Annotated in this window: 12 protein-coding genes and 1 pseudogene; 11 read left to right on the plus strand and 2 right to left on the minus strand. The window is 65.1% G+C overall.

Annotated elements, in window-relative coordinates; translation table 11 throughout:
• Positions 1–9: 9 nt before the first annotated feature.
• Positions 10–516 (minus strand): annotated as a pseudogene (locus PM2_RS15890) (DUF2062 domain-containing protein); the annotation flags it as partial.
• Between the two features lie 142 nt (positions 517–658).
• Here PM2_RS15890 and PM2_RS15895 point away from each other — a divergent pair.
• From PM2_RS15895 to murB, 8 genes are all read left to right on the plus strand, one after another.
• Positions 659–2,872: a DNA internalization-related competence protein ComEC/Rec2 gene (locus tag PM2_RS15895; protein WP_028699304.1), complete on the plus strand. Its 2,214-nt coding sequence runs from the start codon at positions 659–661 to the stop codon at positions 2,870–2,872.
• 124 nt (positions 2,873–2,996) lie between these two features.
• Positions 2,997–3,632: a flagellar polar localization protein PocA gene (pocA, locus tag PM2_RS15900; RefSeq protein WP_016391244.1), complete on the plus strand. Its 636-nt coding sequence runs from the start codon at positions 2,997–2,999 to the stop codon at positions 3,630–3,632.
• Entirely contained in the window at positions 3,629–4,063 is a 435-nt protein-coding gene (pocB, locus tag PM2_RS15905; RefSeq protein WP_012271149.1) for a flagellar polar localization protein PocB, read from the plus strand. The genes pocA and pocB overlap by 4 nt, the downstream gene beginning before the upstream one ends.
• Positions 4,063–5,064 carry a tetraacyldisaccharide 4'-kinase gene (lpxK, locus tag PM2_RS15910; RefSeq protein ID WP_028699303.1) on the plus strand — a complete coding sequence of 334 codons (1,002 nt, stop codon included), beginning with the start codon at positions 4,063–4,065 and terminating at the stop codon, positions 5,062–5,064. The genes pocB and lpxK overlap by 1 nt, the downstream gene beginning before the upstream one ends.
• A gap of 44 nt (positions 5,065–5,108) precedes the next feature.
• Positions 5,109–5,294, plus strand: coding sequence for a Trm112 family protein (locus PM2_RS15915; RefSeq protein ID WP_003247142.1), 186 nt, complete (start codon positions 5,109–5,111; stop codon positions 5,292–5,294).
• The gene (kdsB, locus tag PM2_RS15920) at positions 5,291–6,055 is read left to right on the plus strand and encodes a 3-deoxy-manno-octulosonate cytidylyltransferase (protein ID WP_028699302.1); all 765 of its coding nucleotides are present in this window, start codon (positions 5,291–5,293) and stop codon (positions 6,053–6,055) included. The genes PM2_RS15915 and kdsB overlap by 4 nt, the downstream gene beginning before the upstream one ends.
• A complete protein-coding gene (locus tag PM2_RS15925) occupies positions 6,055–6,519 on the plus strand; it encodes a low molecular weight protein-tyrosine-phosphatase (RefSeq protein ID WP_016715130.1) in 465 nt (154 codons plus the stop codon). Before kdsB ends, PM2_RS15925 begins: the two co-directional genes overlap by 1 nt.
• Complete coding sequence (gene murB / locus PM2_RS15930) at positions 6,516–7,535, plus strand: UDP-N-acetylmuramate dehydrogenase (protein WP_028699301.1); 1,020 nt, start codon at positions 6,516–6,518, stop codon at positions 7,533–7,535. Before PM2_RS15925 ends, murB begins: the two co-directional genes overlap by 4 nt.
• 177 nt (positions 7,536–7,712) lie before the next feature.
• Here the strand turns inward: murB and rne are convergent, their stop codons facing one another.
• On the minus strand, positions 7,713–10,967 hold the full coding sequence (gene rne, locus PM2_RS15935; RefSeq protein ID WP_028699300.1) for a ribonuclease E: 3,255 nt from the start codon (positions 10,965–10,967) through the stop codon (positions 7,713–7,715).
• Between the two features lie 796 nt (positions 10,968–11,763).
• Here rne and rluC point away from each other — a divergent pair.
• Genes rluC through PM2_RS15950 form a run of 3 tightly spaced genes read left to right on the plus strand, consistent with a single transcriptional unit; the run spans position 11,764 to position 14,394 of the window.
• Positions 11,764–12,720 carry a 23S rRNA pseudouridine(955/2504/2580) synthase RluC gene (rluC, locus tag PM2_RS15940; protein WP_025754829.1) on the plus strand — a complete coding sequence of 319 codons (957 nt, stop codon included), beginning with the start codon at positions 11,764–11,766 and terminating at the stop codon, positions 12,718–12,720.
• Between the two features lie 3 nt (positions 12,721–12,723).
• Entirely contained in the window at positions 12,724–13,398 is a 675-nt protein-coding gene (locus PM2_RS15945; RefSeq protein ID WP_028699299.1) for an HAD family hydrolase, read from the plus strand.
• A gap of 6 nt (positions 13,399–13,404) precedes the next feature.
• A complete protein-coding gene (locus PM2_RS15950) occupies positions 13,405–14,394 on the plus strand; it encodes a S49 family peptidase (protein ID WP_028699298.1) in 990 nt (329 codons plus the stop codon).
• The last annotated feature ends 74 nt before the right edge of the window (positions 14,395–14,468 follow it).

Consider the following 14,468-nt stretch of genomic DNA (forward strand, 5'->3'; position numbering starts at 1 on the left):
GGCCTTGCACCGGCATTGGCGACGGCGCCATTGCCGGCCCACCCACCAGCGCCAGTACAGCATGGTGGCGAAGTAGCCGGCGATGCCCAGCACCACGCCGCACACCACCGAACCGAGCAGGAAGGGCTGCCACAGTGTCGACAGCTGGTCGGTGATCCATTGGAAAGTCAGCTCGTCGGGCAGGGTGCGCGGCGGCACCTGCATCAGCCAGGCGCCGGTCATGTAAGTAACGAAGAACACCGGCGGCATGGTCAGCGGGTTGGTCAGCCATACCAGGCTGACGGCGATCGGCAGGTTGCCGCGCACCGGAATGGCCAGCGCGGCGGCCAGCAGCATTTGCGCCGGCATCGGGATCAACGCTGCGAACAGGCCTACACCCATGGCCCGTGCCACCGAATGGCGGTTCAGGTGCCAAAGGTTCGGGTCGTGCAGCAGTTTGCCGAAAAAGCGTAAGGACTTGTGTTCCCGAATGCTGGTCGGGTCCGGCATGTAGCGTTTGAAAAGTCGGCGCGGCATGTAGGCTCCCGGAGCGTTTATCCGGGCAGTATGCCCTGATTCGGATTCAGCCTCGTTTAGAGTTTGTGACAATTGTTGAGCAAGGGTTGCCGGCAATTGGGCTATGCCTCAGAGGGTGATTTGCTTTCTGGAGCTCTACCTCATGCGCACAGGGATGTTTGCGCTCGCGCTCGGGCTGTTGTGCCTGGGCTTTCTCCCCGTACTGCCATCGGTCGGATGGTTGATCGCGCTGGCTGCCTGCGCTGTCGCCAGCCTGTTCACCCGCGTGTGGCCGTTGGGTTGTTTTCTGCTGGGTTTGTGTTGGGCTTGCGGGTCTGCTCAGCTGGCCCTTGATGATCGCCTGGCTGCCGGCCTGGATGGCCGCACCTTGTGGCTGGAAGGGCGGGTGGTCGGCTTGCCGGCCCGAACGGCACAAGGTGTGCGCTTCGAGCTGGACGCGGCACGCTCGCGGCGGGCCGAGCTGCCGCAGCGCCTGCAACTGAGCTGGTTCGGTGGGCCGCCTCTGCGGGCGGGCGAGCAGTGGCGGCTGGCCGTGACCTTGCAGCGCCCGGCCGGGCTGTTGAACCCGCATGGGCCGGACCGCGAAGCGCAACTGCTGGCGCGGCGGGTGGGTGCCACGGGCACGGTCAAGGCAGGGCAGCTGCTGGCGCCAGTAACCGGTGGTTGGCGCGATGCGCTGCGTCAGCGCTTGCTCGCAGTCGAGGCCAATGGCCGAACGGCGGCGTTGGTGGCGCTGGTGCTGGGCGATGGGGCGGGCCTGGCCCGGGAGGACTGGCAGACGTTGCAGGCCACTGGCACGGTGCACCTGCTGGTGATTTCTGGCCAGCACATCGGCCTGGTGGCCGGTTTGCTGTATGGCCTGGTCGCCGGGCTGGCGCGTTGGGGGCTGTGGCCTGTACGGCTGCCGTGGCTGCCTTGGGCGTGTGGCCTGGCCATGGCCGCTGCGCTGGCGTACGGTTGGCTGGCCGGTGCGGGCGTGCCAGTGCAGCGCGCCTGCCTGATGCTGGCCGTGGTGTTGCTCTGGCGTCTGCGTTTTCGCCACCTCGGTGCACTGTTGCCGCTGTTGCTGGCGCTGGTCGTGGTGTTGCTGGTCGAACCGCTGGCGGCATTGTTGCCTGGGTTCTGGCTGTCGTTTGCCGCCGTGGCCACGCTCATTTATTGCTTCAGTGCCCGTTTGGGCGGTTGGCGGCCCTGGCAGGCCTGGACGCGTGCGCAATGGGTAATTGCCATCGGTTTGCTACCGGTACTGTTGGCTACTGGCTTGCCGGTGAGCCTGAGTGCGCCGCTGGCGAACCTTGTAGCGGTGCCATGGGTCAGCCTGGCGGTGCTGCCGTTGGCGTTGCTGGGCGCGGTGCTGCTGCCGCTGGGCGGGGTAGGGGAGGCGCTGCTGTGGCTGGCGGGAGGCCTGCTGGATGGGCTGTTCCAGCTGCTGGCGCTGGTGGCACAGCAGCGCCCGGCATGGGTGCCGCCGGCCTTGCCACTGTGGGCCTGGCTGCTGGTGTGTCTGGGCGCGCTGTTGGTTTTGCTGCCCCGTGGTGTGCCGTTGCGTGGGTTGGGGGGGGTGATGCTGCTGGCCCTCTGGGTGCCCAGGGAGCCGGTGCCGCTAGGGCAGGTCGAGGTCTGGCAACTGGACGTTGGCCAAGGGCTGGCGGTGCTGTTGCGTACCCGGCATCACAGCCTGCTGTACGACGCTGGGCCGGCCAGAGGCGAAACCGACCTGGGCGAGCGGGTGGTGCTGCCGACCTTGCGCAAGCTGGGGGTGGGCAGCCTTGACCTGATGGTGATCAGCCATGCGCATGCCGACCATGCGGGCGGTGCTGCGGCCATACAGCGTGGTCTGCCGGTCAGGCGGCTGATCGGCGGGGAAGCGCTGGAGGATGTGCCATTGCAGCCTTGCGTCGGTGATGAACGGTGGGAGTGGGATGGTGTGCGTTTTTCGCTATGGCGCTGGGCAGACGGGCAGAGCAGCAATGACCGCTCCTGTGTCTTGCTGGTAGAGGCGCAGGGCGAGCGCCTGTTGCTGGCGGGGGATATCGAAGCCGCTGCCGAACGGGCCTGGCTGGCAGACGCTGAAGCGCCGCGCATCGACTGGTTGCAGGCACCGCACCATGGCAGCCGCAGTTCGTCCACCGAGGCGTTCATCCGTGCTACCGCACCGCGGGGGGTATTGATTTCGAGAGGGCGTAACAACAGCTTCGGGCACCCGCATGTGCAGGTGGTGGAGCGTTACCGGCGGCATGGGCTGGCGGTGCATGACACGGCGGTGGACGGGGCATTGCGGTTGGTGTTGGGGCGGCAGGGGGAGGTTGAGGGCGTGCGCCGGCAGCGGCGGCTCTGGCGGGCTCAACTGGATTAGGGGGGCGGACACCTGTCAGCCCAAACCGCAACCCAACCCCAACCCCAATTCCCTGACCTCCGGCAGATGAGCCCTCGGCGCGCCTATGGTAGAGTGGCGGCCTTTTTCCGAAGGGGCGTTTACTGTGTGGGAATTGGTCAAGTCCGGTGGTTGGATGATGCTGCCGATCATTCTGAGTTCCATCGCTGCCATGGCTATCGTCGTCGAGCGCCTGTGGACCCTGCGCGCCAGTCGCGTCACCCCGCCGCACCTGCTGGGCCAGGTGTGGATGTGGATCAAGGACAAGCAACTGACCAGTGACAAGCTCAAGGCCCTGCGCGCCGATTCGCCGCTGGGCGAAATCCTTGCCGCAGGCCTGGCCAACTCGCGCCATGGCCGCGAAATCATGAAAGAGTGCATCGAGGAAGCCGCCTCGCGCGTCATCCACGAGCTGGAGCGCTACATCAGCACCCTCGGCACCATTGCCGCCATGGCCCCGCTGCTGGGCCTGCTGGGCACTGTGCTGGGCATGATCGACATCTTCAGTGCCTTCATGGGCTCGCAGATGACCGCCAACGCCGCCGTACTGGCCGGGGGGATCTCCAAGGCCCTGGTGACCACCGCAGCAGGCCTGATGGTCGGTATCCCGGCCGTATTCTTCCACCGTTTCCTGCTGCGCCGCATTGATGAGCTGGTGGTGGGCATGGAGCAGGAAGCGATCAAGCTGGTGGAAGTGATCCAGGGCGATCGCGAAGTGGAAGTGGCCGGAGGCAAGGCGTGAAGTTCCGGCGCAATCGCCAGCGGGAGAACGTCGACATCAACCTGGCGTCGCTGATCGACGTGGTGTTCGTCCTGCTGCTGTTCTTCGTGGTGACTACCACCTTCACCCGTGAGACCCAGCTGCGTGTCGAGCTGCCCGAGGCCGCCAGCGCCGAGCAGGCGCCTGCCGACCAGGGCAAGCTGGTGGAAATCACCATCAGCGCCGAAGGCGTGTATTCGGTGAACAACCACCTGCTGCCTAAAAGCGACCTGGCCACCTTGAGCGAAGCCATCGAGCGTGAGTCGGGCGGCGACAACAAGCTGCCGCTGGCCATCAGTGCCGACGGCAAGACGCCGCATCAGGCTGTGGTCACTGCAATGGATGCCGCCGGCAAGCTCGGTTTCAGCCAGTTGCGCATGACCACCGTCGAGGCGGCCCAGGGCACGCCTTGATGGCTTTCGCCGACCGTTTGCTCGCCGCCTGGTACAATGGGCACCCTGCGCTGGCCCTGCTGCGCCCGCTGGAGGCGCTGTACCGCCGCGTGGTCACACGTAAACGGGCGCGTTTTCTCAGCGGTGAAAGTGCCAGCTACCGGGCGCCGGTGCCGGTCATCGTGGTGGGCAACATCACCGTCGGTGGCACCGGCAAGACGCCGATGATTCTCTGGCTGATCGAACACTGCCGCCAGCAGGGGCTGAAGGTGGGTGTGGTCAGCCGGGGCTATGGCGCCAAGCCGCCGCAGTTGCCTTGGCGCGTGCAGGCCGATCAAGCTGCCGGGCAGGCCGGTGATGAGCCGCTGCTGATCGTGCAGCGCACTGGCGTGCCGCTGATGATCGACCCCGACCGCTCCCGTGCCGTGCAGGCGCTGTTGGCCAGTGAACCACTCGACCTGATCCTGTGTGACGATGGTATGCAGCACTACCGCCTGGCCCGCGACCTGGAACTGGTGCTGATCGATGCCGCCCGTGGCCTGGGCAACGGCCGCTGCCTGCCCGCCGGCCCGTTGCGTGAGCCGGCCGGGCGCCTGCAGGCTGCGGACGCGGTGCTGTTCAATGGCGCCAGCACAGACCGCACCGAAGGTTTTGGCTTCTGCCTGCAGCCGTCCGCACTGGTCAACCTGCGCAGCGGCGAGCACCGCGCGCTCGACCATTTCCCCGCAGGTCAGCGCCTGCACGCGGTGGCCGGTATCGGCAACCCGCAACGTTTCTTCAATACCCTGCTGGGGCTAAACTGGCAGCCGGTGCCGCACCCCTTCGCCGACCATGCGCAGTTCAGCGCCCAGAGCCTGGCGTTCAGCCCGCCGCTGCCGTTGGTCATGACCGAGAAGGATGCGGTGAAATGCCGGGCCTTCGCCGCTGACGACTGGTGGTACCTGGCCGTCGAGGCGCAGCCCACACCGGCGTTCAGCGCCTGGTTCGACAGCCAGCTGCAGCGCCTGCTGCGCAAGCCCTGAGCCCGTTTTCAATTTCCGGCCACCTGGCCTAAAGGAAGCCTCCAATGGACACCAAACTGCTCGATATCCTGGCCTGCCCGATCACCAAGGGCCCGCTCAAGCTCAGCGCCGACAAGACCGAGCTGATCAGCAAGGGCGCCGGCCTGGCCTACCCGATCCGCGACGGCATCCCGGTCATGCTGGAAAGCGAGGCGCGCACCCTGACCGACGACGAGCGTCTGGACAAATGAGCCTGGACTTCACGGTAGTGATTCCCGCCCGGCTGCGCTCCACGCGCCTGCCGGGCAAGCCGCTGCTGCCGATTGCCGGCAAGCCGATGGTGCAGCATGTGTGGGAGCAGGCGCGCAAAAGCGCCGCCAGCCGCGTGGTCATTGCCACCGACGACGCCAGCATCTTCGAAGTCTGCCAGGCCTTCGGTGCCGAAGTGCTGATGACCCGCGCCGACCACGAGTCGGGCACCGACCGCCTGGCCGAAGTGGCCGCTCAGTTGGGCCTGCCGGCTGACGCCATCGTGGTCAACGTGCAGGGCGACGAGCCGCTGATTCCGCCGGTCATCATCGACCAGGTGGCCGCCAACCTGGCGGCGCATCCGGAGGCTGGCATCGCCACCCTGGCCGAGCCGATCCATGAGCCGGAAACCGTGTTCAACCCCAACGCGGTCAAGGTGGTCAGTGACAAGAACGGCCTGGCCCTGACCTTCAGCCGCGCACCGCTGCCCTGGGCTCGCGATGCCTTTGCCAAGGACCGCAATGTGCTGGCGCAGGGCGTGCCGTATCGCCGCCATATTGGCATGTACGCCTACCGCGTCGGCTTCCTTCAGGACTTCGTTGGCTGGGGGCCATGCTGGCTCGAACAGACCGAAGCGCTGGAGCAGCTGCGTGCCCTGTGGCATGGCGTGTGCATTCATGTCGAGGACGCCATCGAGGCGCCCGCCGTGGGTGTGGATACCCCTGAAGATTTGGAGCGCGTACGGCGCTTGCTGGAGGCCTGATGCGCGTTTTGTTCGTGTGCCTGGGCAACATTTGCCGTTCGCCCACTGCAGAAGGCGTGCTGCGCCACCAATTGCAGGCCGCCGGGCTGGCCGACAAGGTGCAGGTGGCGTCTGCCGGCACGGGTGACTGGCATGTGGGCAAGGCGCCTGACAGCCGTACCAGCAAGGCGGCGCTGGCGCGTGGTTACGACCTTTCGCAGCAGCGTGCCCAGCAGGTCAAGGCGGCGCACTTCGCCGAATATGACCTGGTTCTGGCGATGGACGAGAGCAACCTGCGCGACCTGCGCGCCCTGCGCCCGCACAACGCAGTGGGCGAGCTTGACTTGTTCCTGCGCCGCTATGGTGCTGCGCTGGATGAAGTGCCAGACCCGTATTACGGCGGCGCAGACGGCTTCGAGCAGGTGCTGGACCTGGTCGAGTCGGCGTGCCAGGCGCTGGTGCTGGAAATCAAGGGGCGGCTATGACAGTGCAGTGGCAGGAGCAGGTATCGCTCAAGCCGTACAACACCTTCGGCATCGACGTGAAAGCCCGCTATTTCAGCCAGGCGCAGGATGACCAGCAGGTACGTCAGGCGTTGAGCCAGGCGCATCAGCAGGGCCTGCCGGTGCTGGTGATCGGCGGCGGCAGCAACCTGCTGCTGACCCGTGACATCGATGCGCTGGTGCTGCACATGGCCAGCCGTGGTCGCCGTGTGCTCAGCGACGATGGCGAACGTATCGTGGTCGAGGCAGAGGCGGGTGAGCCATGGCACCCGTTCGTGCAGTGGACGCTGGCGCAGGGCTATTGCGGGCTTGAAAACCTTAGCCTGATCCCTGGCACCGTGGGCGCCGCGCCGATGCAGAACGTGGGCGCCTATGGGGTAGAGATCAAGGACGTGTTTGCCGGCCTGACGGCGCTGGACCGCGAGACAGGTGAGCTGCGTGAGTTTGGTTTGGCGGACTGTGCTTTCGGTTATCGCGACAGCGTGTTCAAGCGCAACCCTGGCCGCTGGTTGATCTTGCGTGTGCGCTTCGCCTTGAGCCATAGCCTGCAGGCCCATCTCGATTACGGCCCGGTGCGCCAGCGCCTGACGGAGCAGGGCGCGACCGAGCCGACTGCCCAGGCGATCAGTGATGCCATTTGCAGCATTCGCCGCGAGAAGCTGCCAGACCCTGCGGAGTTGGGTAATGCCGGGAGCTTCTTCAAGAACCCGGTGGTGTCGGCCGCGCAGGTCGAGCGTATTCGTGCGCATTACCCTGGCGTGGTGGCTTATCCTCAGGCCGAAGGCCAGGTGAAGCTGGCGGCGGGCTGGTTGATCGAGCAGGCGGGCTGGAAGGGGCGTCGCGAGGGGGATGCCGGTGTTCATCGCTTGCAGTCGCTGGTGCTGGTCAACTACGGCCAGGCGAGCGGGGCGCAGATGCATGCGCTGGCTCAACGCATCCAGGCCGATATCCTGGAGCGGTTCGGGGTTGAGCTGGAGATGGAGCCTAACCTTTATTGATGCATTGCCAGTGCCGGCCCTTTCGCGGCTAAAGCCGCTCCCACACTGATCGGTGGAAATGCCCCGATCAGTGTGGGAGCGGCTTTAGCCGCGAAGAGGCCAGCACAGGCAAAACACAAGGCCAAGAAAAAGCCCCGCCAGTTCGCACTGGCGGGGCTTTTTATTCAGCCTTGGCTATCAACCGTGATGAGGCTTGTGCTCATCGGCGGCTTCCAGGGCGGGCTCTTCGGAGGCAGCAGCAGCTTCCTGTGCAGCTTTGGCGGCAGCCTCGGCCTCACGCTTGCGGCGGCGCACTTCACGCGGGTCGTTCGGCGCACGGCCGTTGGCCAGCATGACAGTAGCAGGCTCTGCCGCTACCGGGGCTTCGACCGGTGCCGGCTCGACCGCCACAGGTGCAGGCTCGGCCACAACTTCTGGCTGGGCTTCAACAACCGCTGCAGGCTGCTCGACAACCGGAGCGGCTGCGACCACGGCCGGGGCCTGTTCGATTTCACCGGCTTCGACCACCTGGGCCTCCACTGGCGTCTCGGCAACCACAACCGGCTCGGCGGCAGGTGCTTCCTCAACGGCTGGCTGCGGGGCGACTTCGACCACTGGCGCGGCAGTGACTTCGGCCACGACCACCGGCTCGCTGACAGGCTGCTCGACCACTGGGGCCACGGCAACTTCCTCGGCCTTGGCGACCGCTTCGGCCTGCTCCACTTTTTCAGCCTGTTCAACCGGCTGGGTGGCTTTGCTGTTGTCGGTCTCTGCAACGACGGCAACTTCAGCGGTAGCACGCTCGGCCTGCTGGTTGGCCTGGGCCTCGGCGTCGGCACTGATGTTGCTGCTGGCGACAGCGGCAGTTACTGCCAGGCCAGCGGCCAGTTCGGCACCCAGCTCGGTGGCCTGGTGCTGTTGTGGCTGCTCTTCGCTGCTTTCTTCTTCGCCGTCGATCAGCTCGCCATTGGCGTTGCGCTGACGCTCGCGACGGTTGCTGCGACGACGCTGGCCACGGGAGCGGCGGCGCGGGCGCTCGCCATCGGTGCCTTCCTGCTCGTCTTGCAGCAGCTCTTCGTTTGGCAGTTGCTCTTCGGCCAGTTCGGCAGCCTGTTCAGCTGCTTCTTCGGCTACCCGTGGCTGACGCTCTTCGCGTGGTGGGCGTGGAGCACGCTCTTCGCGTGGGGCGCGTTCTTCACGCGGAGCACGTTCTTCGCGTGGGGCACGCTCTTCACGCGGAGCACGTTCTTCGCGTGGGGCACGCTCTTCACGCGGAGCACGTTCTTCACGTGGTGCGCGTTCTTCACGCGGGGCACGTTCTTCACGTGGCGCGCGCTCTTCACGGGCTACACGTTCTTCGCGTGGCTGACGCTCTTCACGTTCGGCTGGCGGGGTGGCATCCAGCGGCTCGCGCAGTTCGCGCACGCGCTCTTCGCCACGGTTGCTGCGGCGGTCTTCGCGCGGCTGGCGTGGTGCGCGTTCTTCACGCGGTGCACGCTCTTCGCGTGGGGCGCGTTCTTCACGTGGCGCACGCTCTTCGCGCGGCTGGCGTTCTTCGCGTGGCGCGCGCTCGGCACGCTCTTCACGCGGCTTGCGCTCTTCGTCGCGGCGGCCGTTGCGGTTGCGGCTTTGCTGGCGGCCGTTGCGGCGCTCTTCGTTGCGCGGGCTGCGTTCGGCAGCCGGTTTTTCGGCGGCGGTAGTAACGACCGGTGCGGCAGCAGGCTCGTCCTTGCCGGCGAACAGGCTGACCAGCGACTTCACCAGGCCCTTGAACAGGCTTGGCTCCGGTGCGCTCGGAGCAGGGGCGACCGGTGCGGCAGGCTGCTGCTCTTCAGCGGCGGCGGTTACTGGCGCATTGGCGCGGGCCGGAGCGGTCTTCACTGCGGCTTCCTGGCGTACCAGGGTGCGGGTGGCGGTCGGCTGCGGTGCTTCTTCGGCTTCGGCGGCGGCGATTTCGTAGCTGGACTGGTTGTTCAGCACTTCCGGGTTGTCGTCGCGCAGGCGCTGGACTTCGAAGTGCGGGGTTTCCAGGTGGTCGTTCGGCAGGATGATGATGCGCGCACGGGTGCGCAGTTCGATCTTGGTGATCGAGTTGCGCTTCTCGTTGAGCAGGAACGCGGCTACCGGGATCGGAACCTGAGCACGGACTTCGGCGGTGCGGTCCTTCAGGGCTTCTTCTTCGATCAGGCGCAGGATGGCCAGCGACAGCGACTCGACGTCACGGATGATGCCGGTGCCGGAGCAGCGCGGGCAGACGATGCCGCTGCTTTCGCCCAGCGACGGGCGCAGGCGCTGACGGGACATTTCCAGCAGGCCGAAGCGCGAAATGCGGCCAACCTGTACGCGGGCGCGGTCGGCTTCCAGGCATTCGCGAACGCGCTCTTCCACGGCGCGCTGGTTCTTCGCCGGGGTCATGTCGATGAAGTCGATGACGATCAGGCCGCCGATGTCACGCAGGCGCAGCTGGCGGGCGATTTCTTCGGCCGCTTCCAGGTTGGTCTGCAGGGCGGTTTCTTCGATGTCGCTGCCTTTGGTGGCGCGCGCCGAGTTGATGTCGATGGACACCAGGGCTTCGGTCGGGTCGATCACGATCGAGCCACCGGACGGCAGGTCGACTACGCGCTGGAAGGCGGTTTCGATCTGGCTTTCGATCTGGAAGCGGTTGAACAGCGGCACGCTGTCTTCGTACAGCTTCACTTTGCTGGCGTACTGCGGCATCACCTGGCGGATGAAGGTCAGGGCTTCTTCCTGGGCGTCGATGCTGTCGATCAGCACTTCACCGATGTCCTGGCGCAGGTAGTCGCGGATGGCGCGGATGATGACGTTGCTTTCCTGGTAGATCAGGAACGGCGCGGCGCGGTCCAGGGACGCTTCCTTGATGGCGGTCCACAGTTGCAGCAGGTAGTCGAGGTCCCACTGCATCTCTTCGCTGCTGCGGCCGAGGCCGGCAGTGCGTACGATCAGGCCCATGTCGCCCGGCACGGTCAGGCCGTTCAGGGCTTCGCGCAGTTCGTTACGCTCTTCGCCTTCGATGCGGCGGGAGATGCCACCGGCACGCGGGTTGTTGGGCATCAGTACCAGGTAGCGGCCGGCCAGGCTGATGAAGGTGGTGAGGGCGGCGCCTTTGTTGCCGCGCTCTTCCTTCTCGACCTGGACGATGACTTCCTGGCCTTCGCTGAGCACTTCCTTGATGTTGACGCGGCCTTCGGGGGCCTTCTTGAAGTATTCGCGGGAGATTTCTTTCAGCGGCAGGAAGCCGTGACGTTCGGAACCGAAGTCGACGAAGGCGGCTTCGAGGCTGGGTTCGATGCGGGTGATCTTGCCTTTGTAGATGTTGGCCTTTTTCTGCTCGCGCGCACCGGACTCGATGTCCAGGTCGTAGAGACGTTGGCCGTCCACCAGGGCTACACGCAACTCTTCGGGTTGAGTCGCGTTAATCAGCATTCTTTTCATGTTGTACCGTCGGTTTCCGGGCTGCCGGAAACGGCGTTCGGCACACACGACGTCTCATGGTCGGTGCCAAGGTGCGCAAAGGGTGGCCGGGCCACCCCCGTGTCGAGCGACGTTCGGCACCAGCCGGTTGCCCAGCCTGCCGTTGTCGCGACGACGCGTCCTGTTTGCTGCGGTGCCAACAAGGCCCCGGTGGCTTCGAATAGGAATCCGAATCAACCAAGCGGGCCTTGTGCACTCAGTCAGGAGGAGGAATCAACCGTCAGCCGTGGACGCCCGGGGGCATCTGTTCAGGACCTTATCCGCTCGCCAGCCGTCAGTGGGCTGGTGGCCGGACGCGGTGCTACACGGTCCGAGGGCTGTGCATCTCCACCCTGCACGTATCCCTGATAATTCGGGTGCTGCCGCGCGCTGAATCCGCAACGGGTTGCATTTTTCGCCACTGCAGGTACTGCACTGGCGCCATTCATGTCCAAGGCAGGTATTTCCGAAGCATTCGCCGTGCGTTGCGTGGAAGCGACGGGGCGGGCAGAGGTGCAGCGAAAAGAATCGGGTAAGCAGGTGAAACACCGCACTTGTCGTTTTTTTTCGGTCTTCTCTACACGGCGCTGGTGGCGATTCCAGGCAATTCGGTAAACTGGCGAAAACCCCGTAGGACGGCCTCGCGTCCTGGAGAATTGCGTTGGTCAGGGCCGGCAAAGAGCCTGGTGCCGCTGGCCTGCCGCTTTTGGCGGCGTTCGCGACTATAGCAGCAATGATTAAGTGCTTCAATTCCATAAAAAATTGTTATGATCCCGCCATGACGACCAATACCCCTCCGACTTCCGGCGTTCAGCTGATCGAAGTCGCGCCGGAGCTTGCCGGCCAACGCATCGACAATTTCCTCATCACGGCCCTCAAGGGCGTGCCCAAAACCTTGGTCTACCGCATCCTGCGCAAGGGTGAAGTGCGGGTGAACAAGGGGCGGGTCAAGCCGGAGTACAAGATCCAGGCTGGCGACATCGTGCGGGTGCCACCCGTCCGCCTGCCGGAGCGCGACGAGCCGGCGCCGGTGGCCCAGGGCCTGCTGCAGCGCCTGGAGGCCGCCATTGTCTACGAAGACAAGGCGCTGATCGTGATGAACAAGCCGGCTGGTATTGCCGTGCACGGCGGCAGCGGCCTGAGCTTTGGCGTGATCGAAGCGCTGCGCCAACTGCGGCCGGACGCCAAGGAACTGGAGCTGGTGCATCGCCTGGACCGCGACACCTCCGGCCTGCTGATGATCGCCAAGAAGCGCAGCATGCTGCGCCACCTGCATGCCGCGCTGCGCGGCGACGGTGTCGACAAGCGTTACATGGCGCTGGTGCGCGGCCACTGGCCCACCTCGAAGAAGCAGGTCAATGCGCCCTTGCTCAAGAGCAACCTGCGCTCCGGCGAGCGCATGGTCGAAGTGAACGAGGAGGGCAAGGAAGCGCTGACCCTGTTCCGCGTGCTGCGCCGCTTTGGCGAGTTCGCCACCATTGTCGAGGCGCGTCCGATCACTGGGCGTACCCACCAGATCCGCGTGCACACCTTGCATGCCGGGCACATGATTGCCGGCGACAGCAAGTACGGTGACGAAGACTTCAGTCGCGAAATCCGCGAGCTGGGTGGCAAGCGCCTGTTCCTGCACGCCTACGCGCTGACCGTGCCACTGCCGGACGGTGGTGAGCTCAAGCTTGAAGCGCCCGTGGATGAAGTGTGGGCGAAAACCGTTGAGCGTCTGAGTGCGTCCTGATCTATGAAAAAAGGCTATGAGCTACTGATCTTCGACTGGGACGGCACACTGGCCGATTCCATCGGGCGCATCGTCGAGGCCATGAACGCCGCTGCCGATCGTGCCGGTGAGGCGCAAAGCAGTGACGAGGCGGTCAAGGGCATCATCGGCCTGGCCCTGGGCGAGGCCATTCATACCTTGTACCCGCACCTGGCACCTGCGCAGGTCGAAACCTTCCGTCAGCACTATGCCGATATCTACATGGCGCTGGACCAGCAGCCTTCGCCGTTGTTCGACGGCGTTGTCGAGTCGCTGGACGCCTTCCGTGCCGAGGGTTACCGCCTGGCGGTGGCTACCGGCAAGGCGCGTCGCGGCCTGGATCGGGTGCTCAGGGCCAATGGTTGGGAGGCGTTCTTCGATATCACCCGCGCCGCCGACGAAACCTGTGGCAAGCCGCATCCTTTGATGCTTGAGGAAATCCTCGGCCATTGCGGCGTCGAACCCGGGCGTGCGCTGATGGTCGGAGATTCGGCGTTCGACCTGCAAATGGCCAGCAATGCCGGTATGCATTCGGTGGCGGTGGGCTATGGTGCCATGTCGCTGCAGGCGCTGGCCGAATTCGGCCCGCAGGTGTGCATCAACCACTTTTCCCAGCTGCGCGAGTGGCTGGCTGGTTCCGCAATTCCACTTCCAAGGTAGGTAAGCATGGCAGATGAATGGAAAGCCCCCGAGGCCGAGCCCGAGGAGCGTGAAGAGCGCAAAAGCTGGAAGCTGCTGGAGAAGACCCTGCTGGCCAGCGTGCAGGAGCAGCGTCGGTCGCGGCGCTGGGGCATCTTCTTCAAGCTGCTGACCTTCGTCTACCTGTTCGGCATCCTGGCGTTGTTCACGCCGCTGATGGACATGGACAAGGCCGCGTCGCGCAGTGCCAGCCATACCGCGCTGGTCGAGGTGCGCGGGGTGATTGCCGATCAGGAGGCCGCCAGCGCCGACAATATCGTCAAGAGCCTGCGCGAGGCGTTCAAGGACAGCAAGACCAAGGCTGTGGTGATGCGCATCAACAGCCCGGGTGGCAGCCCGGTGCAGGCGGGTTATGTGTATGACGAAATCCGCCGTTTGCGGGCCGAATACCCGGCCATCAAGCTGTATGCGGTCATTGCGGACCTTGGTGCTTCCGGTGCCTATTACATCGCCAGTGCGGCGGACGAAATCTATGCCGATAAAGCCAGCCTGGTCGGTTCCATTGGTGTGACGGCGGCCGGCTATGGTTTTGTCGGCACCATGGAGAAGCTCGGCGTGGAGCGGCGTTCTTACACGTCGGGTGAGCACAAGACGTTTCTCGACCCGTTCTCACCGGAAAAGCCTGATGAAACCCGGTTCTGGCAGGGCGTGCTGGACACCACGCACAACCAGTTCATTGCCATGGTCAAGCAGGGCCGTGGCGAGCGCCTGAAGGACAAAGAGCATCCAGAGTTGTTCAGTGGCCTGATCTGGTCGGGTGAACAGGCCAAGGCGCTGGGGTTGGTGGACGGGCTGGGCAGTGCCAGTTATGTGGCGCGTGAGGTCGTTGGTGAGAAAGAGTTGGTGGACTTCACCGTTCAGGAGTCGCCGTTCGACCGCTTCTCCAAGCGTGTAGGGGCTAGCGTGGCCGAGCACCTGGCGATGTGGATGGGGTTCCAGGGGCCGCAGTTGCGCTGAAGGTTCGTTGCGCGGTCTGCGGCGCCTGATTAATCGAGCGCCGCCCGCGCGGCGCTCGATCTGTCGGGCGCAAC

Source organism: Pseudomonas monteilii NBRC 103158 = DSM 14164, from assembly GCF_000730605.1.
GTDB lineage: Bacteria > Pseudomonadota > Gammaproteobacteria > Pseudomonadales > Pseudomonadaceae > Aquipseudomonas > Aquipseudomonas monteilii.

Coding starts and splice junctions, on each gene's coding strand:
- kdsB (WP_028699302.1), top strand. CDS start 5,291: ATGAGCCTGGACTTCACGGTAGTGATTCCCGCCCGGCTGCGCTCCACG.
- murB (WP_028699301.1), top strand. CDS start 6,516: ATGACAGTGCAGTGGCAGGAGCAGGTATCGCTCAAGCCGTACAACACC.
- PM2_RS15915 (WP_003247142.1), top strand. CDS start 5,109: ATGGACACCAAACTGCTCGATATCCTGGCCTGCCCGATCACCAAGGGC.
- PM2_RS15950 (WP_028699298.1), top strand. CDS start 13,405: ATGGCAGATGAATGGAAAGCCCCCGAGGCCGAGCCCGAGGAGCGTGAA.
- PM2_RS15925 (WP_016715130.1), top strand. CDS start 6,055: ATGCGCGTTTTGTTCGTGTGCCTGGGCAACATTTGCCGTTCGCCCACT.
- rne (WP_028699300.1), bottom strand. CDS start 10,967: ATGAAAAGAATGCTGATTAACGCGACTCAACCCGAAGAGTTGCGTGTA.
- PM2_RS15895 (WP_028699304.1), top strand. CDS start 659: ATGCGCACAGGGATGTTTGCGCTCGCGCTCGGGCTGTTGTGCCTGGGC.
- PM2_RS15945 (WP_028699299.1), top strand. CDS start 12,724: ATGAAAAAAGGCTATGAGCTACTGATCTTCGACTGGGACGGCACACTG.
- lpxK (WP_028699303.1), top strand. CDS start 4,063: ATGGCTTTCGCCGACCGTTTGCTCGCCGCCTGGTACAATGGGCACCCT.
- rluC (WP_025754829.1), top strand. CDS start 11,764: ATGACGACCAATACCCCTCCGACTTCCGGCGTTCAGCTGATCGAAGTC.